Annotated in this window: 24 protein-coding genes; 16 read left to right on the forward strand and 8 right to left on the reverse strand. The window is 61.1% G+C overall.

Going from position 1 to position 25,641, the window contains the following annotated elements:
- Positions 1–345: 345 nt before the first annotated feature.
- Together SOP85_RS27020 and SOP85_RS27025 are read right to left on the reverse strand one after the other, a co-directional pair.
- Complete coding sequence (locus tag SOP85_RS27020) at positions 346–1,839, reverse strand: CoA-acylating methylmalonate-semialdehyde dehydrogenase (RefSeq protein ID WP_323628832.1); 1,494 nt, start codon at positions 1,837–1,839, stop codon at positions 346–348.
- Positions 1,840–1,913: 74 nt separating this feature from the next.
- Positions 1,914–3,263 (reverse strand): aspartate aminotransferase family protein, encoded by a 1,350-nt coding sequence (locus SOP85_RS27025; protein WP_274077746.1) that lies wholly within the window; start codon positions 3,261–3,263, stop codon positions 1,914–1,916.
- Positions 3,264–3,399: 136 nt separating this feature from the next.
- On the opposite strand from SOP85_RS27025, the gene SOP85_RS27030 reads away from it, so the two are divergent.
- The 6 genes from SOP85_RS27030 to SOP85_RS27055 all read left to right on the forward strand — a co-directional run bounded on the left by SOP85_RS27030 (position 3,400) and on the right by SOP85_RS27055 (position 9,837).
- Positions 3,400–4,320, forward strand: a complete 921-nt coding sequence (locus tag SOP85_RS27030; RefSeq protein WP_274077747.1) for a LysR family transcriptional regulator — start codon at positions 3,400–3,402, stop codon at positions 4,318–4,320.
- 75 nt (positions 4,321–4,395) lie between these two features.
- Positions 4,396–5,046 (forward strand): TetR/AcrR family transcriptional regulator, encoded by a 651-nt coding sequence (locus tag SOP85_RS27035; protein WP_020796325.1) that lies wholly within the window; start codon positions 4,396–4,398, stop codon positions 5,044–5,046.
- Positions 5,047–5,053: 7 nt separating this feature from the next.
- Positions 5,054–5,635, forward strand: coding sequence for an IMPACT family protein (locus SOP85_RS27040; RefSeq protein WP_323628833.1), 582 nt, complete (start codon positions 5,054–5,056; stop codon positions 5,633–5,635).
- Positions 5,636–6,239: 604 nt separating this feature from the next.
- Complete coding sequence (locus SOP85_RS27045; RefSeq protein WP_323628834.1) at positions 6,240–7,793, forward strand: ABC transporter ATP-binding protein; 1,554 nt, start codon at positions 6,240–6,242, stop codon at positions 7,791–7,793.
- Between the two features lie 11 nt (positions 7,794–7,804).
- Positions 7,805–8,911 carry an ABC transporter permease gene (locus tag SOP85_RS27050; RefSeq protein WP_323628835.1) on the forward strand — a complete coding sequence of 369 codons (1,107 nt, stop codon included), beginning with the start codon at positions 7,805–7,807 and terminating at the stop codon, positions 8,909–8,911.
- Positions 8,911–9,837 carry an ABC transporter permease gene (locus tag SOP85_RS27055; RefSeq protein ID WP_323628836.1) on the forward strand — a complete coding sequence of 309 codons (927 nt, stop codon included), beginning with the start codon at positions 8,911–8,913 and terminating at the stop codon, positions 9,835–9,837. Before SOP85_RS27050 ends, SOP85_RS27055 begins: the two co-directional genes overlap by 1 nt.
- On the opposite strand, the gene SOP85_RS27060 is transcribed toward SOP85_RS27055, so the two are convergent.
- Positions 9,834–10,121, reverse strand: a complete 288-nt coding sequence (locus tag SOP85_RS27060) for a hypothetical protein (RefSeq protein WP_323628837.1) — start codon at positions 10,119–10,121, stop codon at positions 9,834–9,836. The genes SOP85_RS27055 and SOP85_RS27060 overlap by 4 nt on opposite strands.
- A 109-nt stretch (positions 10,122–10,230) precedes the next feature.
- On the opposite strand from SOP85_RS27060, the gene SOP85_RS27065 reads away from it, so the two are divergent.
- On the forward strand, positions 10,231–10,914 hold the full coding sequence (locus SOP85_RS27065; protein WP_323628838.1) for an SDR family oxidoreductase: 684 nt from the start codon (positions 10,231–10,233) through the stop codon (positions 10,912–10,914).
- 166 nt (positions 10,915–11,080) lie between these two features.
- Positions 11,081–12,439 (forward strand): 8-oxoguanine deaminase, encoded by a 1,359-nt coding sequence (locus tag SOP85_RS27070; protein ID WP_323628839.1) that lies wholly within the window; start codon positions 11,081–11,083, stop codon positions 12,437–12,439.
- Positions 12,440–12,577: 138 nt separating this feature from the next.
- On the opposite strand, the gene SOP85_RS27075 is transcribed toward SOP85_RS27070, so the two are convergent.
- Positions 12,578–13,669, reverse strand: a complete 1,092-nt coding sequence (locus SOP85_RS27075) for a calcium:proton antiporter (RefSeq protein ID WP_323607129.1) — start codon at positions 13,667–13,669, stop codon at positions 12,578–12,580.
- 285 nt (positions 13,670–13,954) lie between these two features.
- Here SOP85_RS27075 and SOP85_RS27080 point away from each other — a divergent pair, with 285 nt between their 5' ends.
- The 3 genes from SOP85_RS27080 (at position 13,955) to SOP85_RS27090 (ending at position 17,172) form a co-directional block, all read left to right on the forward strand.
- Positions 13,955–15,028, forward strand: a complete 1,074-nt coding sequence (locus tag SOP85_RS27080; protein ID WP_323628841.1) for a BMP family ABC transporter substrate-binding protein — start codon at positions 13,955–13,957, stop codon at positions 15,026–15,028.
- A gap of 143 nt (positions 15,029–15,171) precedes the next feature.
- Positions 15,172–16,140 carry an isopenicillin N synthase family dioxygenase gene (locus SOP85_RS27085; protein ID WP_323628842.1) on the forward strand — a complete coding sequence of 323 codons (969 nt, stop codon included), beginning with the start codon at positions 15,172–15,174 and terminating at the stop codon, positions 16,138–16,140.
- Between the two features lie 78 nt (positions 16,141–16,218).
- Entirely contained in the window at positions 16,219–17,172 is a 954-nt protein-coding gene (locus SOP85_RS27090) for an adenosine deaminase (protein ID WP_323628844.1), read from the forward strand.
- A gap of 102 nt (positions 17,173–17,274) precedes the next feature.
- On the opposite strand, the gene SOP85_RS27095 is transcribed toward SOP85_RS27090, so the two are convergent.
- Together SOP85_RS27095 and SOP85_RS27100 are read right to left on the reverse strand one after the other, a co-directional pair.
- The gene (locus tag SOP85_RS27095) at positions 17,275–18,009 is read right to left on the reverse strand and encodes an ArsR/SmtB family transcription factor (protein ID WP_323628845.1); all 735 of its coding nucleotides are present in this window, start codon (positions 18,007–18,009) and stop codon (positions 17,275–17,277) included.
- A gap of 225 nt (positions 18,010–18,234) precedes the next feature.
- Entirely contained in the window at positions 18,235–19,164 is a 930-nt protein-coding gene (locus SOP85_RS27100; protein ID WP_323607136.1) for a LysR family transcriptional regulator, read from the reverse strand.
- A gap of 118 nt (positions 19,165–19,282) precedes the next feature.
- Between SOP85_RS27100 and SOP85_RS27105 the strand changes: the two genes are divergently transcribed.
- Both SOP85_RS27105 and SOP85_RS27110 read left to right on the forward strand, forming a co-directional pair.
- Positions 19,283–20,296, forward strand: coding sequence for a zinc-binding alcohol dehydrogenase family protein (locus tag SOP85_RS27105; protein WP_323628846.1), 1,014 nt, complete (start codon positions 19,283–19,285; stop codon positions 20,294–20,296).
- A 172-nt stretch (positions 20,297–20,468) separates the two neighbouring features.
- On the forward strand, positions 20,469–20,639 hold the full coding sequence (locus SOP85_RS27110; RefSeq protein WP_274077761.1) for a hypothetical protein: 171 nt from the start codon (positions 20,469–20,471) through the stop codon (positions 20,637–20,639).
- Positions 20,640–20,647: 8 nt separating this feature from the next.
- Here the strand turns inward: SOP85_RS27110 and SOP85_RS27115 are convergent, their stop codons facing one another.
- Together SOP85_RS27115 and SOP85_RS27120 are read right to left on the reverse strand one after the other, a co-directional pair.
- Positions 20,648–21,844 (reverse strand): multidrug effflux MFS transporter, encoded by a 1,197-nt coding sequence (locus SOP85_RS27115; protein ID WP_274077762.1) that lies wholly within the window; start codon positions 21,842–21,844, stop codon positions 20,648–20,650.
- A gap of 91 nt (positions 21,845–21,935) precedes the next feature.
- Positions 21,936–22,133 carry a heavy-metal-associated domain-containing protein gene (locus SOP85_RS27120; RefSeq protein WP_274077763.1) on the reverse strand — a complete coding sequence of 66 codons (198 nt, stop codon included), beginning with the start codon at positions 22,131–22,133 and terminating at the stop codon, positions 21,936–21,938.
- Between the two features lie 159 nt (positions 22,134–22,292).
- Here SOP85_RS27120 and SOP85_RS27125 point away from each other — a divergent pair, with 159 nt between their 5' ends.
- The 3 genes from SOP85_RS27125 to cueR all read left to right on the forward strand — a co-directional run bounded on the left by SOP85_RS27125 (position 22,293) and on the right by cueR (position 25,613).
- Complete coding sequence (locus tag SOP85_RS27125; RefSeq protein ID WP_274077764.1) at positions 22,293–22,676, forward strand: hypothetical protein; 384 nt, start codon at positions 22,293–22,295, stop codon at positions 22,674–22,676.
- Positions 22,677–22,809: 133 nt separating this feature from the next.
- The gene (locus tag SOP85_RS27130) at positions 22,810–25,203 is read left to right on the forward strand and encodes a heavy metal translocating P-type ATPase (RefSeq protein ID WP_323628848.1); all 2,394 of its coding nucleotides are present in this window, start codon (positions 22,810–22,812) and stop codon (positions 25,201–25,203) included.
- Entirely contained in the window at positions 25,200–25,613 is a 414-nt protein-coding gene (gene cueR, locus SOP85_RS27135) for a Cu(I)-responsive transcriptional regulator (protein WP_323628849.1), read from the forward strand. The genes SOP85_RS27130 and cueR overlap by 4 nt, the downstream gene beginning before the upstream one ends.
- The last annotated feature ends 28 nt before the right edge of the window (positions 25,614–25,641 follow it).

Here is a 25,641-nt window from a genome sequence, read left to right on the forward strand (position 1 = left end):
CAAGTGATATTTTTCAGAAGTTTTCAAGGAATCCTTAACAACTTCAACCACTTGCGCTTCAGATCTCTCGTCAGCGGGAGGCGAATTCTACAGCGTTACACGCTGCTGTCAACACCTCTTTTTCAACGTCCTTTTGGCTTCGATGAACTGAAGCAACCTGCTGTCAAAACTGCGTAACTCATTGTTTACCAAGGAGTTTTCCGTTTCGACTGCGCCGGAAGTGGAGCGAATTATAGGCTTCTGGAATCTGCCGTCAACCTCTATTTTCACAAAACTGTCATATAGCTAAAAAGCACCAGAAACAAAAAGGCCGACCCGTTGGGTCGGCCGTCTTTACCCTTCTACTTACAAACTAGGGAAAGCGAACTGCGAAGCTTCATGGCTCGCACGCTGCGGCCAGCGCTGGGTGATGGCTTTGCGGCGGGTGTAGAAACGCACACCATCCGGGCCGTAGGCATGCAGGTCGCCGAACAGCGAACGTTTCCAGCCACCAAAGCTGTGGTAGGCCACTGGCACCGGCAACGGTACGTTAACGCCGACCATGCCGACTTCGATCTCGTCGCAGAACAGGCGCGCCGCTTCCCCGTCACGGGTGAAGATGCAGGTGCCGTTGCCGTACTCGTGATCGTTGATCAGTTGCATCGCCTCTTCCAGGCTGTTGACCCGGACGACGCACAACACAGGCCCGAAGATCTCTTCTTTATAGATGCGCATTTCTGGCGTGACGTTGTCGAACAGGCAGCCACCCAGGAAGAAGCCTTCCTCATGACCGGCCACGGTCAGACCACGACCGTCCACGACCAGTGTCGCACCGGCTGCTACGCCGTCTTCCACGTAACCGCTGACCTTGTCCCGCGCTTGCCCCGTGACCAGAGGGCCCATGTCCAGACCGCAGGAAGTGCCAGCACCGATTTTCAGCGCCTGGATTTGTGGAACCAGTTTGGCCACGAGAGCATCTGCAACCTGGTTGCCGACACACACGGCTACCGAGATTGCCATGCAGCGCTCGCCGCAGGAACCGTAAGCCGCGCCCATCAGTGCGCTGACCGCGTTGTCCAGATCGGCATCCGGCATCAGCACCGCGTGGTTCTTCGCACCACCCAGGGCCTGGACGCGTTTGCCGCGCTTGGTGCCTTCGCTATAGATGTACTCGGCAATCGGGGTCGAACCGACGAAGCTCAGTGCCTTGACTTCCGGCGCTTCGATCAGCGCGTCCACCGCAGCCTTGTCGCCGTGCACCACGCTCAATACGCCTTTCGGCAAACCAGCTTCCAGCAGCAACTGGGCAATCAGCAGCGTCGAGCTCGGATCACGCTCGGATGGCTTGAGGATGAAGCAGTTGCCGCAGACGATGGCCAGCGGGTACATCCACAGCGGCACCATGGCCGGGAAGTTGAACGGGGTGATACCGGCCACTACGCCCAGTGGCTGGAAGTCGGACCATGCATCGATGTTCGGGCCGACGTTGCGGCTGTATTCGCCCTTGAGGATTTCCGGCGCCGCGCAAGCGAACTCGACGTTCTCGATACCGCGCTTCAGTTCACCGGCGGCGTCTTCCAGGGTCTTGCCGTGTTCTTCGCTGATCAGCTGGGCGATACGCCCTTCGTTCTGCTCCAGCAGTTGCTTGAAGCGGAACATGACCTGGGCACGCTTGGCCGGTGGCGTATTGCGCCAGGCCGGGAATGCAGCCTTGGCCGCGTCGATAGCGCTCTGGATGGTTTCGCGAGTCGCCAGCGGCAACTTGTGGATAGCCTGGCCGGTAGACGGGTTGAACACATCAACCGCGCGACCGTTCTCGGTCACCAGTTCGCCATTGATCAAATGCGGAATAACGCTCATGGAAGCTCCTGAAAAGTTGTCCACAGGCGCGCCCGAATCGGCGCGCCCGTTGTTTGTAGGTATGTAAGGAGAAATCAGTCGATCTTGCCGAGCACTTCGCCGACCGCGTCGAATAGACGATCCAGGTCCTGCGGCTTGCTGTTGAACGTTGGGCCGAACTGCAGGGTGTCGCCGCCGAAGCGCACGTAGAACCCGGCTTTCCACAAGGCCATGCCCGCTTCGAACGGACGCACGATGGCGTCGCCGTCACGTGGCGCGATCTGGATCGCACCCGCCAGGCCATAGTTACGAATGTCGATGACGTTCTTGGTGCCCTTGAGGCCATGCAGCGCGTTTTCGAAATGCGGTGCGACTTCGGCGACGCTCTGTACCAGGTTTTCCTTCTGCAGCAGATCCAGTGCTGCCAGGCCGGCGGCACACGCCACCGGGTGTGCGGAATAGGTGTAGCCGTGGGGGAATTCCACCGCGTATTCAGGCGTCGGCTGATTCATGAACGTCTGGTAGATCTCGGAGCTGGCAATGACCGCGCCCATCGGGATCGCACCGTTGGTGACTTGCTTGGCGATGCACATCAGGTCCGGGGTCACGCCAAAGGTGTCGGCACCGAACATGTTGCCGGTACGGCCGAAACCGGTGATCACTTCGTCGAACACCAGCAGGATGTTGTGCTGATCGCAGATCTCGCGCAGACGTTTCAGGTAACCCTGCGGCGGAACCAGTACGCCAGCGGAACCGGCCAGAGGCTCAACGAATACCGCCGCGATGTTCGAGGCATCGTGCAGCTCGATCAGCTTGAGCAGTTCGTCAGCCAGGGCGATACCGCCCTGCTCCGGCATGCCACGGGAGAACGCATTGCTTGCCAGCAAGGTGTGCGGCAGGTGATCGACGTCCATCATCGCCTGGCCGAACAACTTGCGGTTGCCGTTGACGCCACCCAGGCTGGTGCCGGCGATGTTCACGCCGTGGTAGCCACGGGCACGACCGATCATCTTGGTCTTGGTCGACTGGCCTTTCAGGCGCCAGTAGGCACGCACCATTTTCACGGCGGTGTCGGCGCATTCGGAACCCGAGTCGGTGAAAAACACGTGGTTCAGGTTACCCGGGGTCAGGTCGGTGATTTTTTCTGCCAACTGGAACGACAGCGGGTGACCGTACTGGAAGCCTGGCGAGTAATCGAGGGTGCCCAGTTGCTTGGCGACCGCTTCCTGGATTTCCTTGCGAGTGTGCCCTGCGCCGCAGGTCCACAGACCCGACAGCGAGTCATAGACCTTGCGGCCCTTGTCGTCGATCAGCCAGCTACCCTCGGCACCCACGATCAGGCGCGGATCGCGCTGAAAGTTACGGTTGGCGGTGTACGGCATCCAGTGAGCATCGAGCTTGAGCTGGCTGGCCAGGGATGTCGGGGCGTTTTCAGGCAAGTTCATGGGTGAAACCTCGCAAGGCAATAAGCGCGTAAGGATTGAAACCGCTGTTGCAGCTAAATTGCCACGGGGATAAAGTCGGTGAAATGCAACTTTTCTAACCTTCAGTCAGCCTTCCACTAAACTATCGAGTGAGCGCATGTCCAGCCGTCGCCCCGATCCACTGGCGCAAGTCAGCGACTTTGATATCCGCCTGCTGCGGATCTTTCGCAGCGTGGTCGAAAGTGGCGGCTTCTCTGCGGCTGAAAGCGTGCTCGGTATCGGCCGCTCGGCCATCAGCCAGCAGATGAGCGATCTGGAGCAGCGCCTGGGTTTGCGCCTGTGCCAACGTGGCCGTGCCGGTTTTTCCCTGACCGAAGAAGGTCGTGAGGTTTATCAATCGGCGTTGCAGCTGTTAAATGCCCTGGAAAGTTTCCGCACCGAGGTCAACGGCCTGCACCAGCACTTGCGCGGCGAATTGACCATCGGCCTGACCGACAACCTGGTCACCCTGCCCCACATGCGCATCACCCACGCCCTGTCGCAATTGAAGGAACGCGGCCCGGACGTGCAGATCCAGATCCGCATGATCGCGCCCAACGAAGTGGAACAAGGCGTGCTCGACGGGCGCCTGCATGTCGGCGTAGTGCCGCAGGCCAGTGCGCTGTCGGGGCTGGAGTATCAGCCGCTGTATAGCGAACGCTCGCTGCTGTACTGCGCGGTTGGCCACCCACTGTTTTATGTCGATGACAAGCAACTGGACGACGGGCGTTTGAACAGCCAGGACGCCATCGCCCCGACCTTCCGTTTGCCAGCGGATATCCAGGCGCATTATCAGGCGCTCAACTGCACCGCCAGCGCGTCGGACCGCGAGGGCATGGCGTTCCTGATCCTGACCGGGCGCTACATCGGCTACCTGCCGGACCATTACGCCAGCCTTTGGGTGCAGCAAGGCCGGTTGCGCGCATTGAAATCAAAAACCCGTTTCTATGATCTCAGCCTGGCTTCGGTGACCCGCAAGGGGCGTCGTCCGCACCTGGTTCTGGAAAGTTTTCTCGAAAGCCTGGCCGCAACACGCTGAACATCCGGTTGTGGTGTATTCGGTTTTACGCTATCAACGCACTGGATGCACCCACCCCCTTGTCCGGAAGTGCCTATGACCTTTGAAGTCCCAGCCCACAGCGGCAAACCCGCCAGCCGCATTCGTCAGAAGAACGAAGAGACCATCATCAAAGCAGCCGAAGACGAGTTCGCCCGTCACGGGTTCAAGGGCACCAGCATGAACACCATCGCCCTGAATGCCGGCTTGCCGAAAGCGAACCTGCATTACTACTTCACCAACAAACTCGGTTTGTACGTGGCGGTGCTGAGCAACATCATCGAGTTGTGGGACAGCACCTTCAATACCCTCACTGCGCAAGACGACCCGGCCGAAGCCCTGACCCGCTACATCCGCGCCAAAATGGAGTTTTCCCGGCGCCAGCCGCAAGCCTCCCGAATCTTCGCCATGGAGGTCATCAGTGGCGGCGAATGCCTGACCGAATATTTCAACCAGGACTATCGCACCTGGTTCCAGGGCCGTGCCGCGGTGTTCCAGGCGTGGATCGACGCTGGCAAAATGGACCCGGTCGACCCGGTGCACCTGATTTTCCTGTTGTGGGGCAGCACCCAGCATTACGCCGACTTCGCCACGCAGATCTGCCGGGTCAGCGGGCGCAGCAAGCTGACCAAGCAAGACATGGAAGACGCCGGCAACAACCTGATCCGTATCATTCTCAAAGGCTGCGGCCTGACACCCTCTCTCTAAGACCCCTATGCCTTTTACCCTCAGCGACTTCTGCGAATACCGCGAAGAGATTCGCAAAAGCCGCTTCATCACCTTCGCCGCGCCGATCGGCAGCCCCGCCGAAGCCCAGGCTTTCATTACCCAGCACAGCGATCCGAACGCGACGCACAATTGCTGGGCGTGGAAGCTCGGCGATCAATACCGCAGCACTGACGATGGCGAACCCGGCGGCACGGCTGGGCGGCCGATCCTGGCGGCCATCGAGGCACAGGATTGTGATCAGGTCGTCGTACTGGTGATTCGCTGGTATGGCGGCATTCAACTGGGCACCGGTGGACTGGCCCGGGCTTACGGCGGCGGTGCCAATAAGTGCCTGCAAACGGCGCCGAAGATTGAGTTGATCAGTCGGGTCCCGGTGCGCTGTGCCTGTGCGTTTGGTGAGTTGGCGTTGGTCAAGCTGCGGGTTGCGGAACTTGGTGGGCTGGTGGTGCACGAGGATTTCACGGCCAATGGCGTTGAACTGCAATTAGCGGTGGGTGCCGGGCAGATCGACACATTGCAATCTCTACTCGCCGACTTGAGTCGTGGACGGATTGTGTTGCAGCACTAGCAAGATCAAAAGATCGCAGCCTGCGGCAGCTCCTACAGGGGATCGCGGACATCTTGTAGGAGCTGCCGCAGGCTGCGATCTTTTGGGGCACGCGCATTTTTTGCATATTCCATAGTTGCCCACATCTGCTGTGCACCCGACTGTGGATAACCTGAGCACATAACGCTGTAACCCTTCTGTCATGCGGCTTTGCGGGCTTTGCTCATTTTTCGTCCATTTTGCCCATAAAATTGTTAAATCCAATTAAAAACAATTAGTTAGAGTGGTTTAGCACTTTTAGAAGATAGCCGCCCCACGCTTATGCCCGTCCCTTGAGCTTGCGCACAAATACTGTGGAGCAATCTGTGGATAACCCGTTCATGGCTGGCGCGGCTGCATATCCGGCATGGCTTGCCGGCGAATGCTCATTTTTTGATCAAGAGACAACGCGCAAAACCGGAGCCGGCTCAACCGCCCTGCACTTTTGTGGTGCCCGGTTTGCGGTGCGTCCCGGCCTGCCAGCGCGCAAAGTGGCTTGGCGCACGGGGCCCAGGCAAATTTCCTGACCTGATGGCCAGAAAATTGCTTTATCCACAGGCATGCACTCCATCGAACCGAGCCTGTCATGTCCATCGCCGATCCAACGCCCCGCCTCCAACTGAGCAGAATCAGTAAACGCTACCCCGGCTGCCTGGCCAACGATGCCATCGACCTGACCATCGCCCCGGGTGAAATCCACGCCCTGCTCGGCGAAAACGGTGCAGGCAAAAGCACCCTGATGAAGATCATCTACGGCGTCGTGCAGGCCGACGCCGGCGAGATGTTCTGGCATGGCCAGCCCGTGACCCTGCGCAACCCGGCCCAGGCTCGCGACCTGGGGATCGGCATGGTGTTCCAGCACTTCTCGCTGTTTGAAACCTTGAGTGTGGCGCAGAACATCGCCCTGGCCATGGGCCCGGCGGCAGGCACGCCCAGCCAGCTTGAACGCAAAATCAGCGAAGTGTCGCAACGCTACGGCATGGCGCTGGAGCCGCAGCGACTTGTCCACAGCCTGTCCATCGGCGAGCGGCAACGGGTGGAAATCATTCGCTGCCTGATGCAGGACATCCGCCTGCTGATTCTCGACGAACCGACCTCGGTGTTGACCCCGCAGGAGGCCGACGATTTATTCGTGACCTTGCGCCGACTGGCTGCCGAGGGCTGCAGCATTCTGTTCATCAGCCATAAGCTCGCCGAAGTGCGTGCGCTGTGCCACAGCGCCACCGTGTTGCGCGGCGGACGAGTGGCCGGCCATTGCGTGCCGGCCGAATACTCGGATCGGCAACTGGCGCGCCTGATGGTGGGCGATGCGGCGGAGTTGATCACCGATTACCCGAAGGTGACGGGCAGCGATGTGTTTTTGCACATGCAAGGCTTGTCCTGGCACAACCCGGACCCGTTCGGCTGTTCCCTCAAGGCCATCGACCTTGCGGTGCGCAGCGGCGAGATAGTCGGCATCGCCGGTGTCGCCGGCAATGGTCAGGATGAACTACTGGCGTTGCTCAGCGGCGAAGAACCGCTGGCCCGCAACGACGCTGCAACCATCCGTTTCGGCGGCGAAGCGGTCGCGCATTTACGCCCCGATGCCCGCCGCCAGCGCGGACTGGCCTTCGTCCCGGCCGAACGCCTGGGGCATGGCGCCGTACCGGACCTGAGCCTGGCGGACAACGCCCTGCTTACTGCATTCCAGCACGGGCTGGTGAGCAAGGGGCTGATTCAGCGCGCCAAGGTCCTGGCACTGGCGCAAGACATCATTCGCCGCTTCGGGGTCAAGGCAGCCGGCCCCCAGGCACCGGCCCGCAGCCTGTCCGGCGGTAACCTGCAGAAATTCATTCTTGGCCGGGAAATACTTCAACAGCCGAAATTGCTGGTGGCCGCGCACCCGACCTGGGGCGTGGATGTCGGCGCGGCCGCGACCATTCACCGGGCGTTGATCGCCCTGCGCGATGCCGGCGCGGCGATCCTGGTGATTTCCGAAGACCTCGACGAATTGTTCCAGATCAGCGACCGCCTCGGTGCCTTGTGCGGCGGACAGTTATCGCCGCTCAAGGCCACCGTCGACACCCGCCTGAGCGATGTTGGTGGCTGGATGGCCGGCCAGTTCGACACCTCTCACCTACCCGCCTGCGCAATACGTTAACGGAGTTTCACATGCTGCTTTCTCTTGAACCCCGTGGCCAGCAATCGAGCCTGATGCTGTGGTGCTCGCCGTTGCTGGCGGCGGTCCTGACCCTGGGCTGTGGCTCGTTGCTGTTTATCGCTTTGGGCCACGATCCTTTGCTGACTTTGCATACGCTATTGATCGCGCCCATCAGCGACCTGTATGGCATCTCCGAATGGCTGGTCAAAGCGTTACCGATTCTGCTCTGCGCGTTGGGCCTGGCCGTTGCGTACCAGGCGCGAATCTGGAACATCGGCGCCGAAGGCCAACTGCTGCTCGGCGCCCTGGCCGGCAGTGCTTTGGCGGTGAATATCATCGAGCTGCAAAGTCGCTGGGCACTGGTCCTGATATTGCTCACCGGGACCCTGGCCGGCGCCGCATGGGCTGGGCTGACGGCCTGGTTACGCACGCACTTCAACGCCAATGAAATCCTCACCAGCATCATGCTCAATTACATCGCCCTGAACCTGCTGCTGTTTTGCGTGCACGGCCCGCTGAAAGATCCGGAAGGGTTCAACTTTCCGCAGTCGGCGATGTTCGGTGACGCCAGCCGCTTGCCGCTGTTGATGGAAGACGGTCGGGTTCACGCCGGCGTGTATTTCGCCCTGCTCGCTTTGGTGGCGGTGTGGGTGCTGCTGCAGAAAAGTTTTGTCGGCTTCCAGATCAAGGTGCTTGGGCTGGACAAGCGCGCAGCCGGTTTTGTCGGCTTTCGCGAAAAACGCCTGGTCTGGCTGGCACTGTTGATCAGCGGCGGCCTCGCGGGCTTGGCCGGTGCCTGTGAAGTGAGCGGGCCGATCGGGCAATTGGTCCCGCAGGTTTCGCCCGGCTACGGCTATGCGGCGATCACCGTGGCGTTTCTCGGGCGCTTGAACCCCCTTGGCATTCTGTTTTCCAGCCTGTTGATGGCGCTGCTGTACATCGGTGGCGAGAACGCGCAAATGAGCTTGAACCTGCCGCAGGCGATCACCCAATTGTTCCAGGGGATGATGCTGTTTTTCCTGCTCGCCTGCGATGTGCTGATTCTCTACCGACCCCGTTTGAACCTGCACTGGGCTCGCCGTGCACCCGCCACCGCCGTACCAGCAGGAGCGCTGTGATGGATATCGATCTGCTGAGCAACATTTTCTACGCCATGGTTCGTTGCGGTACGCCGTTGCTGCTGGTGGCGCTGGGCGAACTGGTGTGCGAGAAAAGCGGCGTACTCAACCTGGGCCAGGAAGGCATGATGCTGTTTGGCGCGGTGATCGGTTTCATCATCGCGTTCAGCACCGGTAACCTCTGGCTTGGCGTCTTGCTGGCGATGCTCGCCGGGATGCTGTTGTCCTCGTTGTTTGCCTTGGTGGCGCTGGTCTTCAACGCCAACCAGGTGGCCACCGGTCTGGCCCTGACGATTTTCGGCGTGGGGTTGTCGACCTTTGTCGGCGCGGCGTGGGTCGGCAAACCGTTGGTAGGCTTCGAGCCGCTGGCGATCCCGTACTTGAGCGAGATTCCGCTGATCGGACGGATGCTGTTCGCCCAGGACCTGCTGGTGTACCTGTCATTCGCGCTGTTTGCGCTGGTGGCTTGGGTGACGCTGAAAAGCCGCGTCGGGCTGATCATCCAGGCGGTCGGCGAAAACCCGGATGCCGCCAGTGCCATGGGCTTGCCGGTGTTGGCCGTGCGGGCATTGGCGGTGTTGTTCGGCGGCGCGATGGCCGGGTTGGCCGGCGCGTACCTGTCGCTGGCCTACACACCGATGTGGGCGGAAAACATGAGCGCCGGCCGCGGCTGGATTGCCCTGGCCCTGGTGGTGTTCGCCAGTTGGCGGGTATGGCGTTTGCTGCTCGGTGCGTACCTGTTCGGGCTCGCCAGCATCCTGCACCTGGTGGCGCAGGGGCTGGGGCTGGCGATTCCGTCGAGTTTGCTGGCGATGCTGCCGTATGTGGCGACCATCGTGGTGCTGGTGCTGCTGTCCCGGGACCGGATGCGTACTCGATTGTATGCGCCGGTTTCGTTGGGGCAGTCGTGGCGCGCCGGGCATTAAGCGCTGACTGTTACGACCTCTTCGCGAGCAAGCCCGCTCCCACAATTGACCGAGTGCACACCAATCCAATGTGGGAGCGGGCTTGCTCGCGAAGGGTCCCGCACAGGCAACACCTGAGCCACGCCCCACGCCAACTCAAACACCAGGAAAACCACCAGCATCAGGCTCGACAACAGTCCATGCACCACGGCAAAACTCCAGGGTGTGGCGAACGCTGCCATGACGACCAGGTCGTACCACGCGCTGCCGCGTACCAGCTGACGATACTGCGTTGAAGTCCACATCGACATTGCTCCATCAATTTCAGGGAGCAACAAGGCTAAAGCCTGGAGTATGCTCCAGGGTCAAGCCGGATCCGGAACCCACGTCCCTGAACTCTCAAGGAAGCCACACATGTCCAGAACTGCACTGATCATCGGCGCCTCCCGGGGCCTTGGCCTCGGCCTGGTGAAAACCCTGCTGGCCGACGGCTGGCAAGTCACCGCCACTGTGCGCAATCCGCAAAACGCCGAAGCCCTCAAGGCAGTGGGCAATGTGCGGATCGAAAAGCTCGACATGGACGATCAGCAAGCGGTGATCGCGCTGAGTCAGCAACTGAAGGACGAAGTGTTTGACCTGCTGTTCGTCAACGCCGGCGTCAAAGGTCCTGAGGTGCAGACGCCCAACGGTGGCGCGACGCTGGCCGAAGTCGGCCAACTGTTCTTCACCAACGCCGTGGCGCCGATCAACCTGGCCCAGCGTTTTGCCGGGCAAATCCGTCCGGACAGCGGCGTGCTGGCCTTCATGAGCTCGGTACTGGGCAGCGTGACCATGCCCGACGCGCCGGAACTGGCACTGTACAAGGCCAGCAAGGCGGCACTCAATTCCATGACCAACAGCTTCGTCACTCAACTGGGCGAACAGAAACTCACCGTGCTGTCGCTGCATCCGGGCTGGGTGAAAACCGACATGGGCGGTGAAGGCGCTGACATCGATGTAGAGACCAGCACGCGGGGGCTGGTGGATCAGGTGAATGCGTATGTAGGCAAGGGCGGGCATCACTTCATCAATTACCGGGGTGAAACCATTCCCTGGTAATTACACCGCCCCAATGGGGTTTTGCGTTGTCTGGTCGGACCGGACTTGCCCGCGAAGCCCTTTTGATCGACACTTCGCACCTCGCCTCCCCGGCGACCCTGGATCAGCAGACAGGGCAACACTGAGCTGGCAACCCTGAACCCAACTTTCAGAGGAGCCGGCCAACATGCCTGCGACCCGTACCTGGTTAAAAAATCCCCTCGCCATTTTCACAGCCAACGGTCTCGATGCCCGTGGCGGCCTGGTGCTGCAAGACGGTTTGATCGTCGAAGTGCTTGGCCTCGGCCAGCAGCCTGCCACGCCTTGCAACGAAGTGTTCGACGCCCGCGAGCATGTGATTCTGCCGGGGCTGATCAACACCCATCACCACTTCTATCAAACCCTGACCCGCGCCTGGGCGCCAGTGGTCAACCAGCCGTTGTTTCCCTGGCTGAAAACCCTGTATCCGGTCTGGGCACGGCTGACGCCGGAAAAACTCGCCCTGGCCACCAAAGTCGCACTGGCCGAATTGCTGCTATCCGGTTGCACCACGGCTGCCGATCACCATTACCTGTTCCCCGAAGGCCTGGAAAATGCGATCGACGTGCAAGTCGAAAGCGTGCGCGAACTGGGCATGCGCGCCATGCTGACGCGCGGCTCCATGAGCCTGGGTGAAAAGGACGGTGGCCTGCCGCCGCAGCAAACCGTACAGGAAGGCGAAGTCATCCTGGCCGACAGCCAGCGCCTGATCGCCGAGTACCACGAACGTGGTGACGGCGCGCAAATCCAGATCGCCCTGGCGCCCTGCTCACCCTTCTCCGTCACACCGGAGATCATGTCCGCCAGCGCCGAACTGGCGAATAAACTCGACGTGCGCCTGCACACGCACCTGGCCGAAACCCTCGACGAAGAAGATTTCTGCCTGCAGCGTTTCGGTCTGCGCACCGTGGATTACCTGGACAGTGTCGGCTGGCTCGGCCCTCGTACCTGGCTGGCCCATGGCATCCACTTCAACCCGGACGAGATCGCTCGCCTCGGTGCGGCCGGCACCGGCATCTGCCATTGCCCGAGCTCGAACATGCGCCTGGCCTCCGGCATTTGCCCGACCATCGAGCTGACCGATGCCGGCGCATTGCTCGGTCTTGGCGTGGACGGTTCAGCGTCCAACGATGCGTCGAACATGATGCTCGAAACCCGTCAGGCGTTGTACATCCAACGCCTGCGCTACGGCGCCGAGAAGATCACTCCAGAGCGCGTGCTGGGCTGGGCGACCAAGGGCTCGGCCAGTTTGCTCGGGCGGACCGATATTGGCGAGATCGCGGTGGGCAAGCAGGCGGACCTGGCGTTGTTCAAGCTCGATGAACTGCGTTTCTCCGGCAGTCACGATCCGGTGTCCGCGCTGTTGTTGTGCGGTGCCGATCGCGCGGATCGGGTGATGGTCGGCGGCAAATGGCGAGTGATCGACGGGCAGGTCGAGGGGCTGGATCTGAAAGGGTTGATCGCTGATCACACTCAAGCAGCTCGGCAGTTGATCGCAGGCGTCTAAGCCTATGGAGATCTAATGTGGGAGCGGGCTTGCTCGCGAAGACGATGTTTCAGTCGATATTTCATTGCCTGACACACCGCCTTCGCGAGCAGGCCCGCTCCCACATTGATCCAGTTTCCACATTGATTTTCGGTTGGATCACAGGCCCAGCAACGACAACATGATAAACGTCGCAAACAGCACAAAATGAGTCATCCCTTCGATGGCGTTGGTTTCACCATCGTTGAGGTTGATCGCGCTGACGATCAGGGTGATGAAGATCATCACGGTCTGCACCGGGGTCATGGCCATCTGGAACGGCTGGCCGGTGTAGAGCGCCATCGCCTCCATCACCGGCACCGTCAGGATCACCGTCGACAGTGAGGCACCCAGGGCGATGTTGACCACCGACTGCATGCGGTTGGCCAGCGCCGCGCGCAATGCCGTCAGAATCTCTGGCGCCGCCGAAATGGCCGCCACCAGGATCGCCGTGATCACCGGTGGTGCGCCCGTTCCTTCCAGCCCCAGGTCGAGGGTCTTGGACATCACTTCGGCCAAGGCGCCGATCACCACCACACCGAATACCAGGATGCCGATGGACAACGTCAGGTTGATCGGTGCCGGCTCCTGCTCCAGGGGTTCTTTTTTGCGGCGTTTGTCCGGGTAGCTGTAGCTGAAAAAGTAACTGTGCGGCCCGACCTGCATGCGCAGGAACAAGGTATAGAGCACCACCATCGCGCCAATGGTGAACGCCGAATAGAGCTTCCAGTCGGCTTCGGGAATGAACTCCGGGACCACCATCGACACGCCCATGGCGGTCAGGATCATCACGCTGTAGCTGCGCGCCGAATCATCGTTGTAGGACTGTTCGCCGTGCTTGAGCCCGCCCATCAACGCCGCCAGGCCGAGGATGCCGTTGATGTCGAGCATCACGGCTGAGTAGATCGTGTCGCGCACCAGGGTGGCCGAGGCTTCGTTGCTCATCATGATCGCCAGGATCACTACTTCCACCAGCACCGCGGCCAGGGTCAGGATCATCGTGCCGTAGGGGTCGCCGACCTTTTCCGCAAGCAGTTCGGCCTGATGGGCGACGCGCATGGAGGCGGCGACGATGAACGCGATCAGCACCAGCCCTGCAGATAGTGCGACGGCCTGGCCGCTGTGCAGCAACCAATGTTCCAGCGGGAAAGCGACGACGGCGGCGATCAGGGCCAGCAGCAGAAAGGTTTCTTGCTTGAGAATCGTGAGCATGGCGGGCCTTTTGCCGTTGAGGTGCGATAGGTGACTGACTGCGGCGCGGCGCTAACGTTTCGTTTCACCTTAGCGCACCAGTGGATGGCAGCTGTGCCAGGCACTGCACTTTTATCGGTCTTCCCGGCCTCTTCGCGGGCAAGCCCGCTCCCACAGGATTTACGCAACCCTTGTAGGAGCGGGCTTGCCCGCGAAGGCCTCCCCTCGGTCTAACGCCGATGTTGTCCTGTTGGTCAGCAATTTGCATTGGCCCTGACCACACACAACAAAATGGGGTTCGAATTCATGCAAATACGTCCGCTGCATAAACTGCTGTGCGCCGCCATCGGTCTGGGGATCAGCCTTACCGCCAGTGCCAGCGAGCCGCTGAAAGTCGGCTTCGTCTATATCGGCCCGATCGGCGACCACGGCTGGACGTATCAGCATGAACAGGGGCGCAAGGCACTGGCGGAAAAACTCGGTAACCAGATCACCACCAACTACGTGGAAAACGTTGCCGAAGGCGCCGACGCCGAGCGAGTGATCCGCAACATGGCCAAGGACAAGTACGACCTGATCTTCACCACCTCGTTCGGCTACATGAACCCGACACTCAAGGTCGCCAAGCAGTTTCCCCAGGTGACCTTCGAACACGCCACCGGCTACAAGCAGGACAAGAACCTGGGCACCTATCTGGCGCGCACCTATGAAGGTCGCTACGTCGGCGGTTTCCTCGCGGCCAAGATGACTAGGAGCAAAAAGATCGGCTACGTCGCCTCGTTTCCGATCCCGGAAGTGATCCGCGACATCAACGCCATTCAACTGGCCCTGAACAAGTACAACCCCGGCACCGAGATCAAGGTGGTGTGGGTCAACTCCTGGTTCGATCCGGGCAAGGAAGCCGACGCCGCCAACGCGCTGATCGACCAGGGCGTCGACGTGGTGTTCCAGCACACTGACAGCCCGGCGCCGATCCAGGCCGCTGAACGGCGCGGCGTATATGCCGTGGGCTACGCTTCGGACATGGCGCACTTCGGCCCCAAGGCGGTGCTGACCTCCATCGTCAACGACTGGGCGCCGCATTACCTGCAAGCGACCCAAAGCGTGATCGACCACAGCTGGAAAACCCAGGATTACTGGGGTGGCCTGAAGGAAGGCACCGTTGAACTGCCGATCAGCGACCTGGTGCCGGCGGCGGTGAAAACCGAAGCCGAGCAGATCATCGCCAATATCAAGAGCGGCACGCTGCAGCCGTTTACCGGGCCGATCAAGGACCAGGCCGGGGTCGAGAAAATACCCGCAGGGGTTAGCGCGACGAATACGGAGCTGGCGTCGATGAATTATTACGTGGAAGGCATGAAGGCCGAGATGCCGAAATAAATCCCAGAGCTACCACAAAACCCTGTGGGAGCGGGCTTGCTCGCGAAAGGGCCAGTACCTGCAACATTGATGTTGCCTGATATACCGCCTTCGCGAGCAAGCCCGCTCCCACATTGGATCTTCGGCGTATGTAAGGACCGCGTATGAACAGCCTTCCCATCATCGACATCAGCCCGCTCTACAGCGAAGACCACAGCGCCTGGCCAGCCGTGGCACAACAAATCGACCTCGCCTGCCGCGAATGGGGCTTTTTCTACATCAAGGGTCACCCAATCAGCGCGGCGCGCATCGATGCCGTGTTCGACAGCGCCAAGCAATTTTTCGCCCTGCCCACCGCCGAAAAACTCAAGATCGACATCACCCTGTCCCGCCACCATCGCGGTTACGGCGCTATCGCCACCGAACAACTGGACCCGAGCAAACCCAGCGACCTGAAAGAAACCTTCGACATGGGCCTGCACCTGCCGCTCGACCATCCCGAAGTACTGGCGGAAAAACCGTTGCGCGGCCCCAACCGCCATCCATCGGTGCCGGGCTGGGAGGCGCTGATGGAGCAGCACTACGTCGAAATGCAGGCGCTCGCGCAAACCCTGTTGCGGGCAATGACCATGGCGCTCGGCATCGAGCGCGACTTTTTCGACACACGCTTTGTCGAGCCGGTCAGCGTATTGCGGATGATTCACTACCCGCCGCGTCACACCGCCAGCTCCATCGATCAGCAAGGCGCCGGTGCCCACACCGATTACGGCTGCATCACCCTGCTCTACCAGGATTCTGCCGGTGGCTTGCAAGTCAGGAACGTAAAGGGCGAATGGATCGACGCCCCGCCGATCGAAGGGACGTTCGTGGTCAACCTCGGTGACATGATGGCGCGCTGGAGCAACGACCGTTACCTGTCGACGCCACACAGAGTGATCAGCCCGTTGGGCGTAAATCGCTATTCGATGCCATTCTTTGCCGAGCCGCACCCCGACACCCGCATCGAATGCCTGCCGGGGTGCCAGGATGAGCAGCAGACAGCGAAATACCCGGCCACCACGTGCGCCCAATTCCTGCTCTCACGCTTCGCCGATACCTACGCTTATAGACGGGATCAGGAGGCGGTGGAATGAACCGCCTGGTCAGGTTTTACCAATTTTTGCAGCGAGCCTCTGTAGAATGGCGCCATTGCACCTGATGAGAAAAGAATTATGTACGACTGGCTGAACGCCCTGCCCAAGGCAGAACTGCACCTGCACCTGGAAGGTTCGCTGGAGCCCGAGCTGCTGTTTGCCCTGGCCGAACGCAACAAGATCGCGCTGCCGTGGAACGATGTCGAAACCCTGCGCAAGGCCTACGCTTTCAATAACCTGCAGGAGTTCCTCGACCTGTATTACCAGGGCGCCGACGTGCTGCGCACCTCCCAGGACTTCTACGACCTGACCTGGGCCTACCTGTTGCGCTGCAAGGCGCAGAACGTGATTCACACCGAACCGTTCTTCGATCCGCAGACCCATACCGACCGTGGCATTCCATTCGAAGTGGTGCTCAACGGCATCGCCGCCGCGTTGAAGGATGGCGAGCAGCAACTGGGCATCACCAGCGGCTTGATCCTGAGCTTCCTGCGCCACTTGAGCGAAGAGCAGGCGCAGAAAACCCTCGACCAGGCGCTGCCGTTCCGCGACGCGTTTGTCGCCGTGGGCCTGGACAGCTCCGAGATGGGCCACCCGCCGAGCAAATTCCAGCGGGTGTTCGATCGCGCCCGTGGCGAAGGTTTCCTGACCGTAGCCCACGCCGGTGAAGAAGGCCCGCCCGAGTACATCTGGGAAGCCCTCGACCTGCTGAAAATCCAGCGCATCGACCATGGCGTGCGCGCCATCGAAGACGAGCGCCTGATGCAGCGCATCATCGACGAGCAGATTCCGCTCACCGTGTGCCCGCTGTCCAACACCAAGCTCTGCGTGTTCGATCACATGTCCCAGCACAATATTCTCGACATGCTCGAGCGTGGCGTGAAAGTGACCGTGAACTCGGATGACCCGGCGTACTTCGGCGGTTACGTCACCGAAAACTTCCATGCCCTGTATACCGATCTGGGCATGACCCAGGACCAGGCCAAACGCCTGGCGCAGAACAGCCTGGATGCTCGTTTGGTAAAACCCTGAGGTTTACCGGATTCTTCTGTAGGAGCAAGCTTGCTCGCGATAGCGGTTTGGCACTCAACATTGATGTCGACTGACACTCCGTCATCGCGAGCAAGCTTGCTCCTACAGGGCCATTTCAACCTCGGTCTGTTTGGCGAACCGGTGAATTTCTCGCTGCCCGGCGGCGGTGAGCTGCAGGGCACGTGAATCCATAGGCAAGCTCAGCCAACCCGACTGCATGAACAACTGCAGCAACGCCGCACCCAGGGCGCCGCCCAGGTGCGGGCGTCTTTCGCTCCAGTCGGGGCAAGCACAGGCGACCTTGCCGTTGCGATGGGCCAGCGCCTGAATGAAGACGCCGCGTGCCTCCAACTGCGTCGCGCCCTTGAGCGTGACCGTGACCCGCTGATCGAACTGTTCGATCCAGCCCGCGTCCAGCAGGCGCTGGTAAAGATCGGCGGCCAGGGTGCCGCCCAAATGGTCGTCACAAAGCCGTGCGCGCAACAACGGCGAAGCGCTCGGCCGAGGTTTGGCCAAGGGCGCGGCGCGCTTGAAAATATCCGGGATGTTCTGGGGTGTGCTGGCCAGCGTGGCGCTGGCCAGCGCTTCGATCGCGGCACCGACTTCGGGAGCCGTCAGGCGGAAGAAGCGCTTTCGCCCACGGGCTTCTACTTTCAACAGACCTCCGGCGGACAACCGCCCCAGGTGCGCACTGGCGGAGGACGGTGACAGGCCGGCCATCAATGCCAGTTCTTCGGTATGTCGCGCCGAGCCGTCCATCAAGGCCCACATCATTGCGCTGCGCTTGGGGTCAGCCAGCAATGTGGCTATCTGGCTGATGCAAGGTGCATGTTCCATGTATTCACTCCCTGTTGAATCGTTTCGTCCTGCTGCCCAGAGATATCTTGGCCAGTAAGGTGCCGTCGGCCAAACGTGGAAACTGCCATAAACCGGTTTCGCCATGGCGATCGACGTGCGTGTACGAGGCGAACGTTAGTATAGGCCGGTTGACCGCCAGATCCTGCCCCCTGCAAACCGCAGATGCTGATAGTTCCTGAGGGAAATTTCGCTTTTTACCTGCGACTAATGATCAATGTCTGATAACCCTGGAAAATGACTACTCAAGCGCGCGCATCGGCTGGCAAGCATTTCCCGCAAGAGGTTCACCGGCTTACTCAATTGTGCGCGATGGGCGCACAACAGATTCAGCGGTGCGCGCTCACAGAGCAGCTCCGGCAGCAGCACTTTCAAGCGCCCCGCGAGCACATCGGCGGCCACATCGAGCCAGGATTTGTACGCGATCCCGGCCCCTGCCAGCGCCCACAGACGCACGACATCGGCATCGTCACTGAAACGATCGCCACTGACGGTCAGGCCGACCTCGCGCTTGCCGTCATGAAAGGTCCAGTGATCGTGAACGCGGCTGCCCAGCATGAACAGCAGGCAATTGTGCTGGGCCAGTTGTTCCAGCTGGCGCGGTTCGCCACGCCGGGCGAGATATTCGGGCGCGGCACACAACACGCGACGATTGTGGGGGGCGATGGGCAGCGCCACCAGGCTGGAGTCCTCCGGTTCGCCGTAGCGCAGGGCGATGTCCACCGGCTGGCGGAACAGGTCGGCGATGCGATCGCCCAGCAGCAGGCGCACGGTCAGCTTCGGGTGCTCGCGCTGGAACTCGTCCAGCCAGGGCAGCAACAGGTTGCGACCGAAGTCCGACGGTGCCGACAGCTGCAGGACTCCGCTGACCTGATCCTGGCCACTGGCCAACAATCGCCGGCCTTCGTCGAGGGAACTCAAGGCCGCCCGGGCGTACTCGAGAAAACCTTCACCTTCGGCGGTCAGGCGCAGGCTGCGGGTCGAACGCGCCAGCAGTCGGGCGCCCAGCTGCTGTTCGATGCGTTTCAACGCCGCGCTTGCCACCGCCGCCGACATGTCCATGCCCCGCGCGGCCGCGGACAGACTGCCCAGATCCGCGGCCCGGACGAATAACTGCAAATCATCGAATCGCAGCATGCGAAGCCTTTTATTATCAAAAAAATATTGAAAGAGACTGCTGTTTTAGCGGGTTTTATCTTGCGAAGAAATAGCCAATCATCCGCCCATCGAATCCATAGTTATCTGGGAGCCTTCCATGAAAGCCGTTGCCTACTACGCCTCGCTGCCGATCAGCGATGAAAACGCCCTGCAAGACATCGAACTGCCGGAGCCGGTCGCTGGCCCCCGTGACCTGCTGGTGGAAGTCAAAGCCATCTCGGTCAACCCGGTCGATACCAAGGTCCGTCAGAACGTCCAGCCAGAAGTCGGTACGGCCAAAGTGCTGGGTTGGGACGTGGCCGGCGTGGTCAAGTCCGTTGGCAGTGAAGTGACCTTGTTCAAGACCGGCGACAAGGTGTTCTACGCCGGTTCCATTGCCCGCGCCGGGGGTAACAGCGAGCTGCACGTGGTGGATGAGCGCATCGTCGGCCATATGCCGAAGTCGCTCGGTTTCGCCGAAGCCGCTGCCCTGCCGTTGACCGCCATTACCGCGTGGGAGTTGCTCTTCGAGCGCCTGCAAGTGCGCGAAGGCAAGACCGATGAAAGCCAGAGCCTGCTGATCGTCGGCGCCGCCGGTGGCGTTGGCTCGATCCTCACGCAACTGGCCAAACAGCTCACGGGCCTGAAGGTCATCGGCACGGCTTCGCGCCCGCAAACCCAAAGCTGGGTCACGGCCCTGGGCGCCGACCAGGTGATCGACCACAGCCAGCCACTGAGTGAAGCGCTCAAGCACGCCGGCATTGATCAGGTGACCCATGTCGCCAGCCTGACCCAGACCGATCATCACCTCGATCAACTGGTCGAGGCGTTGGCACCGCAAGGCAAGCTGGCGCTGATCGACGACCCGAAAACCCTCGACGTGACCAAGCTCAAGCGCAAGAGCCTGTCGCTGCACTGGGAGTTCATGTACACCCGCTCACTGTTCGAGACCGCGGACATGATCGAGCAGCACAAACTGCTCAACCGGGTGGCCCATCTGATCGATGCCGGGACGTTGAAAACCACGGTTGGCGAACACTTTGGCACCATCAATGCGGCTAATCTGCGGCGTGCACATGCGCTGTTGGAAAGCGGGAAATCCAAGGGCAAGATCGTGCTGGAAGGGTTCTAGGCATCCTCAGGAATTGGCCCTCGGACGGCGATTTTTTTTGTTACAAACCGTCAGTCCGAGAGTTGATCCTTGTCATAGAAGCCATCGTAATCGGGTCTACAATCGAAACCTCTGCGAGGAAATCTTTTACCCATCCTTTTTACGCAACGTCTTTTACAAGAGGAGTTCAGCTATGAAGATCCTGATAAAAGAATTGGCAAAATCCCAGTGGCAGGTCCGCCTGGACCAACATACCGTGATGTTCCGCAGCGAAGCGGAAGCGCGGGCGTTCACCAATACCCTTGAAGCGCGATTGCACGCTCCCCATCAGATCCCCGACCGCCAGCAGCGTGCCGCTGGCTGAGTCCGTCCTCAGACCTGGGCTTGCACCAGCGCCCGGGCATTTTGCAGACGCCGGGTGAGCATCGCCGCGCTCACCACCAGAATCCCGCACAGGCTGATGACCATGGCCATCGGCATGGCGCTGCCGTCGTGCAAAACACCCACCAGCGCCGCGGCGCCTGCCGCGACACTGAATTGCAGGCATCCGAGCATTGCCGAAGCGCTACCGGCGCGGGCGCCCTGGCCGTTCATCGCGCAGGCCGAGGCATTGGGCAGGATGCAACCCAGGCTGGCGATGCAGGCGAACAATGGAATCAGCAACGGCCACAGCTGCGCGGTGTGCAGCGCGCTGACGGCGAGCAATGCCAGGCCGGCACCGAGGTAGATCCACACGGTGCGCGTCAGCAGGAACGCCGGACCACGCTTGGCCAACAGTCGCGCATTAATCTGGGCCACCAGAATGAACCCCGCTGCGTTGACACCGAAGTACCAACCAAAGTGTTCGGCCGGGACGCCATAGAGCTTGATGAAGATGAACGGCGACCCGGCGATGTAGGAGAACATGCCGGCGATGGCGATGCCGCCCGTCATGGCATGGCCGAGGTAAACCGGGTCTTTCAGCAACCGCCCATACTGGCGAAACGCCCCGCTCAGGGGTTGGCGTGGCAAATGGGCGGGCATGCTTTCCGGCAAACCCAGTGCCACAGCCAGACCTGCCAAGGCGCTGAAACCGGTCAGCGCGAGGAAGATCGACTGCCAGCCCGTGGTGTTGACCAGCAAGCCGCCGAGCATCGGGGCAAGGATCGGCGCCAGGCCCATTACCAGCATCAGCTGCGAAAAGACTTTCGCCGAACCCACCGCATCACATTTGTCGCTGACCACCGCCCGCGAGATCACCATGCCCGCGCAACCGCCCAGGGCCTGCACGAAGCGTGCGCCGATCAGCCATTCCAGGTTCGGTGCATAGGCGCACGCCAACGAAGCGGCGGTAAACAAGCCGACGCCGATCAACAAGGGAATGCGTCGCCCGAAACGATCCGCCACCGGACCGTAGGCCAGTTGGCCAATGGACAAGCCAAGGAAATAAGCGGCCAACGTCAGTTGGACGTGTTGTTCGTCGGTACCGAAGGCGAGCGCCATCGCCGGGAACGCCGGTAGATAGAAATCGATCGCCAGCGGACCGAAAGCGCTCAAGGCGCCAAGAATCAGGATTGTACGAAAATTCATCAGGCATCCATGGAACAGAAGTCGGCAGCCCGACAGTCTAGCCGCGCATGGACGCCTTGAACATTAAGTTAGCTCGCTAACTATTAAAAAATCAGGCCAATTTCACGCTGTAGCCTTCTTCACTGATGAGCGCGATCACTTGATCGGCGCTCAATGCGCTCTCGACCCCGACTTCCCTGGCCGCCAGGTCGACCCGCACACTCGCCGCCGGATCCCGGGCCTGCACCGCCTGGGTGATCGCCTTGACGCAGTGACCGCAGGACATGCCTTCAACGTTGAACACTTGCATGGATGACTCCTTTAATGTGCCATTCGAAAGAGGTGACCTGCAGTCTTGAGCTTGCCACCATGGCAAGGTCAAGTTCTGCAGTGACCTGCCGGGCTGGCAATCGGCTTCGCGCTCGGCCAAGCTGCGGGTATTTACGATTTGATCCCAGGAGATTCAGCCATGCGCTGGTCAGCTTTCAGCCTGTTTGGCCTGCTCGGCCTTTTCACCGCCACCACCTCGGCCCATGCCGCCGGGGAGGATTATGGCGTGCTGGTCATTTCCCGCGAGCGCCTGGAAGTCGCAACCAGCTGCGAGATCGGCGTGTACATCCAGGACCAGTTGGCGGCGCGGCTATTCCAGGAGCAAAGCACCTCGTTCAACCTGCCGCCGGGCAATGTCTCCCTGCGCCTCAAGCTGCTGCCCGGCCAGGCGCCGGGGTGCAACCCGGGGATGCTGGCGCCGGGTTCGCAGGATATTCAGTTGCGGGCCGGAGATGTGTTGAAGTACCGGATTGCGATGACCCAGGATGGGATGTATCTAAAGCGTGCAGGTCTTGGATATTGAGTTGCCTGTAAAAGATCGCAGCCTGCGGCAGCTCCTACAGGTGTACTGCGATCTTTTGCTTTAAAAATGGCGCTTGACCTTGCCAGCATGGCAAGGTTGATCCTGTAGGCATCTTCTACAGGGAGCGTGACCGATGTCCGAATCCACTACTTTCGATCTGCCGATTGCCGGCATGACCTGCGCCAGCTGCGCCGGACGTGTCGAGCGCGCCTTGAGCAAAGTCATCGGCGCCAGTGCCGTCAGCGTCAACCTGGCCACCGAGCAGGCTCGGGTCCAGGCGCCGGCCGACAGCCTGCCGGCCTTGATGGACGCAGTGGAAAAAGCCGGTTACAGCGTACCTCGGCAGCGCCTGGAATTGAGCATCGACGGCATGACCTGCGCCTCCTGCGTCGGCCGGGTCGAGCGGGCGATGAACAAAGTGCCGGGGGTCAAGAGCGTCAGCGTCAACCTGGCCAATGAACGCGCCCATCTGGAACTGCTCGGGCAAGTCGACCCGCAAACCTTGATCGCGGCCGTGAGCAAGGCGGGTTATGCCGCCAGCGTCTGGCAGGACGATCAGCCGCACGTCGATACTCAGCAAACCCGCCTGCAGCGCGAGCGCTGGGCGTTGATCGCAGCGATTGCCCTCGCCTTGCCACTGGTATTGCCGATGTTGCTGCAACCGTTCGGCGTGCACTGGATGCTCCCGGCCTGGGCGCAATTCGCCTTGGCAACGCCCGTGCAGTTCATCTTCGGCGCGCGCTTTTATGTGGCCGCCTGGAAAGCCGTGCGTGCCGGGGCAGGCAACATGGACTTGCTTGTTGCCTTGGGCACCAGCGCGGGCTATGGCTTGAGCCTCTACGAATGGGCCACCGCCGCCGGGCGCATGCCGCACCTGTACTTCGAAGCCTCGGCCGTGGTGATTGCCCTGGTGCTGTTGGGTAAATACCTGGAAAGCCGCGCCAAACGCCAGACCGCCAGCGCCATTCGCGCCCTGGAAGCGCTGCGCCCGGAGCGGGCGATCCAGGTGATCGATGGTCGAGAGCAGGAGGTGGCGATCAGCGCCCTGCGTCTCGATGACCTGGTCATGATCAAGCCCGGGGAACGTTTTCCGGTGGACGGCGAAGTGGTCGAAGGTCAGAGCCATGCCGACGAAGCCTTGATCAGCGGCGAAAGCCTGCCGGTGCCCAAACAACCTGGTGACAAGGTCACGGGCGGCGCGATCAATGGTGAAGGCCGGTTGCTGGTGCGCACCCAGGCCCTTGGCGCGGAAACCGTGCTGGCACGAATCATTCGCCTGGTGGAGGACGCCCAGGCGGCGAAAGCGCCGATCCAGAAATTGGTGGATAGAGTCAGCCAGGTGTTCGTCCCGGTGGTCTTGCTGCTGGCCTTGGCGACCCTGATCGGCTGGTGGCTGTATGGCGCCCCGCTGGAGACCGCGGTGATCAATGCCGTGGCGGTGCTGGTGATCGCCTGCCCTTGTGCCCTGGGCCTGGCCACGCCAACGGCGATCATGGCCGGCACCGGCGTCGCGGCGCGCTACGGCATTCTGATCAAGGATGCCCAGGCGCTGGAGCGTGCCCATGAAGTCAGCGCCGTGGTGTTCGACAAGACCGGCACGCTGACTTCGGGCACCCCACGTATCGCCCACTTCAGCGCCCTCGATGGCGACGAAGGCAGCCTGCTGCAATGGGCCGGCGCCCTGCAACGCGGCAGCGAGCATCCGCTGGCCAAGGCGGTGCTGGATGCGTGCGCCGAGCGAGGCCTGGCCGTGGCCGACGTGACTGACAGTTTATCCCTGACCGGTCGAGGCATTGCCGGCACGCTCGGGGATCGGCGCCTGGCGCTGGGTAATCGGCGCCTGCTGGAGGAAAGCGGCCTGGACGCCGGCACTCTGGCAGGTTCCGCAAGCGCGTGGGAAACCGAAGGCCGGACCTTGTCCTGGCTGATCGAGCAAAGTCCCGAGCCGAGAGTGTTGGGCCTGTTCGCTTTCGGCGATACGCTCAAGCCTGGCGCGCTGCAAGCGGTACAACAACTGCGCGCGCGCAATATCAGCAGTCATCTGCTGACCGGTGACAACAGAGGCAGTGCCAACGTGGTCGCCAAGGCGCTGGGCATCCAGGATGTGTACGCAGAGGTCCTGCCGGCGGACAAAGCCGCCACTGTCGCTGCGTTGAAGAAAACCGGCGTGGTCGCAATGGTCGGCGACGGCATCAATGATGCGCCAGCGCTGGCCGCGGCCGATATCGGTATCGCCATGGGCGGCGGCACCGATGTGGCCATGCATGCGGCCGGCATTACCTTGATGCATGGCGATCCTCGGCGGGTGCCGGCGGCACTGGAGATCAGCCGCAAGACCTACGCGAAGATCCGCCAGAACCTGTTCTGGGCCTTCGTCTATAACCTGATCGGCATTCCATTGGCCGCCTTCGGGTTCCTTAATCCGGTGCTGGCCGGTGCAGCCATGGCGTTGTCGAGCGTCAGCGTGGTGAGCAATGCGCTACTGTTGAAAACCTGGAAACCCGAGGACCTGGAGGACAACCGATGAACATCGGCCAAGCAGCCCGCCACAGCGGCCTGAGCGCAAAGATGATCCGCTACTACGAGTCCATCGGCCTGCTCAAGGCGGCTCATCGCACCGACAGCGGCTACCGGGTGTACGGCGATGACGACCTGCACACGCTGGCGTTCATCAAACGCTCACGGGACCTTGGGTTTTCGCTGGAGGAAGTCGGCAAGCTGTTGACCCTCTGGCAGGACCGCCAGCGCGCCAGTGCCGATGTGAAGGCGTTGGCGCGCCAGCATATCGATGAACTGAACCAGAAGATTCGGGAGCTGGGGCAGTTGCGCGATACCTTGCAGGATCTGGTCGAGCATTGTCAGGGGGATGATCGGCCGGATTGTCCGATTCTCAAGAGTCTTGAGTCGGGGTGTTGTGCTAACGCTGGTCCCGTCTGACAATGATTTTGACTGTGCTAACGCCTTC

Origin of the sequence: Pseudomonas sp. YuFO20, from assembly GCF_035064975.1 — a bacterium.
Taxonomy (GTDB): Bacteria; Pseudomonadota; Gammaproteobacteria; order Pseudomonadales; family Pseudomonadaceae; genus Aquipseudomonas; species Aquipseudomonas putida_AE.

Bases quoted from the DNA above. Each gene is read 5' to 3' on its own strand.
- SOP85_RS27020 (WP_323628832.1), bottom strand. From the start codon at position 1,839: ATGAGCGTTATTCCGCATTTGATCAATGGCGAACTGGTGACCGAGAAC.
- SOP85_RS27095 (WP_323628845.1), bottom strand. From the start codon at position 18,009: ATGGAACATGCACCTTGCATCAGCCAGATAGCCACATTGCTGGCTGAC.
- SOP85_RS27030 (WP_274077747.1), top strand. From the start codon at position 3,400: ATGTCCAGCCGTCGCCCCGATCCACTGGCGCAAGTCAGCGACTTTGAT.
- SOP85_RS27045 (WP_323628834.1), top strand. From the start codon at position 6,240: ATGTCCATCGCCGATCCAACGCCCCGCCTCCAACTGAGCAGAATCAGT.
- SOP85_RS27055 (WP_323628836.1), top strand. From the start codon at position 8,911: ATGGATATCGATCTGCTGAGCAACATTTTCTACGCCATGGTTCGTTGC.
- SOP85_RS27070 (WP_323628839.1), top strand. From the start codon at position 11,081: ATGCCTGCGACCCGTACCTGGTTAAAAAATCCCCTCGCCATTTTCACA.
- SOP85_RS27125 (WP_274077764.1), top strand. From the start codon at position 22,293: ATGCGCTGGTCAGCTTTCAGCCTGTTTGGCCTGCTCGGCCTTTTCACC.
- SOP85_RS27025 (WP_274077746.1), bottom strand. From the start codon at position 3,263: ATGAACTTGCCTGAAAACGCCCCGACATCCCTGGCCAGCCAGCTCAAG.
- SOP85_RS27120 (WP_274077763.1), bottom strand. From the start codon at position 22,133: ATGCAAGTGTTCAACGTTGAAGGCATGTCCTGCGGTCACTGCGTCAAG.
- SOP85_RS27085 (WP_323628842.1), top strand. From the start codon at position 15,172: ATGAACAGCCTTCCCATCATCGACATCAGCCCGCTCTACAGCGAAGAC.
- SOP85_RS27050 (WP_323628835.1), top strand. From the start codon at position 7,805: ATGCTGCTTTCTCTTGAACCCCGTGGCCAGCAATCGAGCCTGATGCTG.
- SOP85_RS27100 (WP_323607136.1), bottom strand. From the start codon at position 19,164: ATGCTGCGATTCGATGATTTGCAGTTATTCGTCCGGGCCGCGGATCTG.
- SOP85_RS27130 (WP_323628848.1), top strand. From the start codon at position 22,810: ATGTCCGAATCCACTACTTTCGATCTGCCGATTGCCGGCATGACCTGC.
- SOP85_RS27105 (WP_323628846.1), top strand. From the start codon at position 19,283: ATGAAAGCCGTTGCCTACTACGCCTCGCTGCCGATCAGCGATGAAAAC.
- SOP85_RS27065 (WP_323628838.1), top strand. From the start codon at position 10,231: ATGTCCAGAACTGCACTGATCATCGGCGCCTCCCGGGGCCTTGGCCTC.
- SOP85_RS27035 (WP_020796325.1), top strand. From the start codon at position 4,396: ATGACCTTTGAAGTCCCAGCCCACAGCGGCAAACCCGCCAGCCGCATT.
- SOP85_RS27090 (WP_323628844.1), top strand. From the start codon at position 16,219: ATGTACGACTGGCTGAACGCCCTGCCCAAGGCAGAACTGCACCTGCAC.
- SOP85_RS27060 (WP_323628837.1), bottom strand. From the start codon at position 10,121: ATGTGGACTTCAACGCAGTATCGTCAGCTGGTACGCGGCAGCGCGTGG.
- SOP85_RS27110 (WP_274077761.1), top strand. From the start codon at position 20,469: ATGAAGATCCTGATAAAAGAATTGGCAAAATCCCAGTGGCAGGTCCGC.
- SOP85_RS27080 (WP_323628841.1), top strand. From the start codon at position 13,955: ATGCAAATACGTCCGCTGCATAAACTGCTGTGCGCCGCCATCGGTCTG.
- SOP85_RS27075 (WP_323607129.1), bottom strand. From the start codon at position 13,669: ATGCTCACGATTCTCAAGCAAGAAACCTTTCTGCTGCTGGCCCTGATC.
- SOP85_RS27040 (WP_323628833.1), top strand. From the start codon at position 5,054: ATGCCTTTTACCCTCAGCGACTTCTGCGAATACCGCGAAGAGATTCGC.
- cueR (WP_323628849.1), top strand. From the start codon at position 25,200: ATGAACATCGGCCAAGCAGCCCGCCACAGCGGCCTGAGCGCAAAGATG.
- SOP85_RS27115 (WP_274077762.1), bottom strand. From the start codon at position 21,844: ATGAATTTTCGTACAATCCTGATTCTTGGCGCCTTGAGCGCTTTCGGT.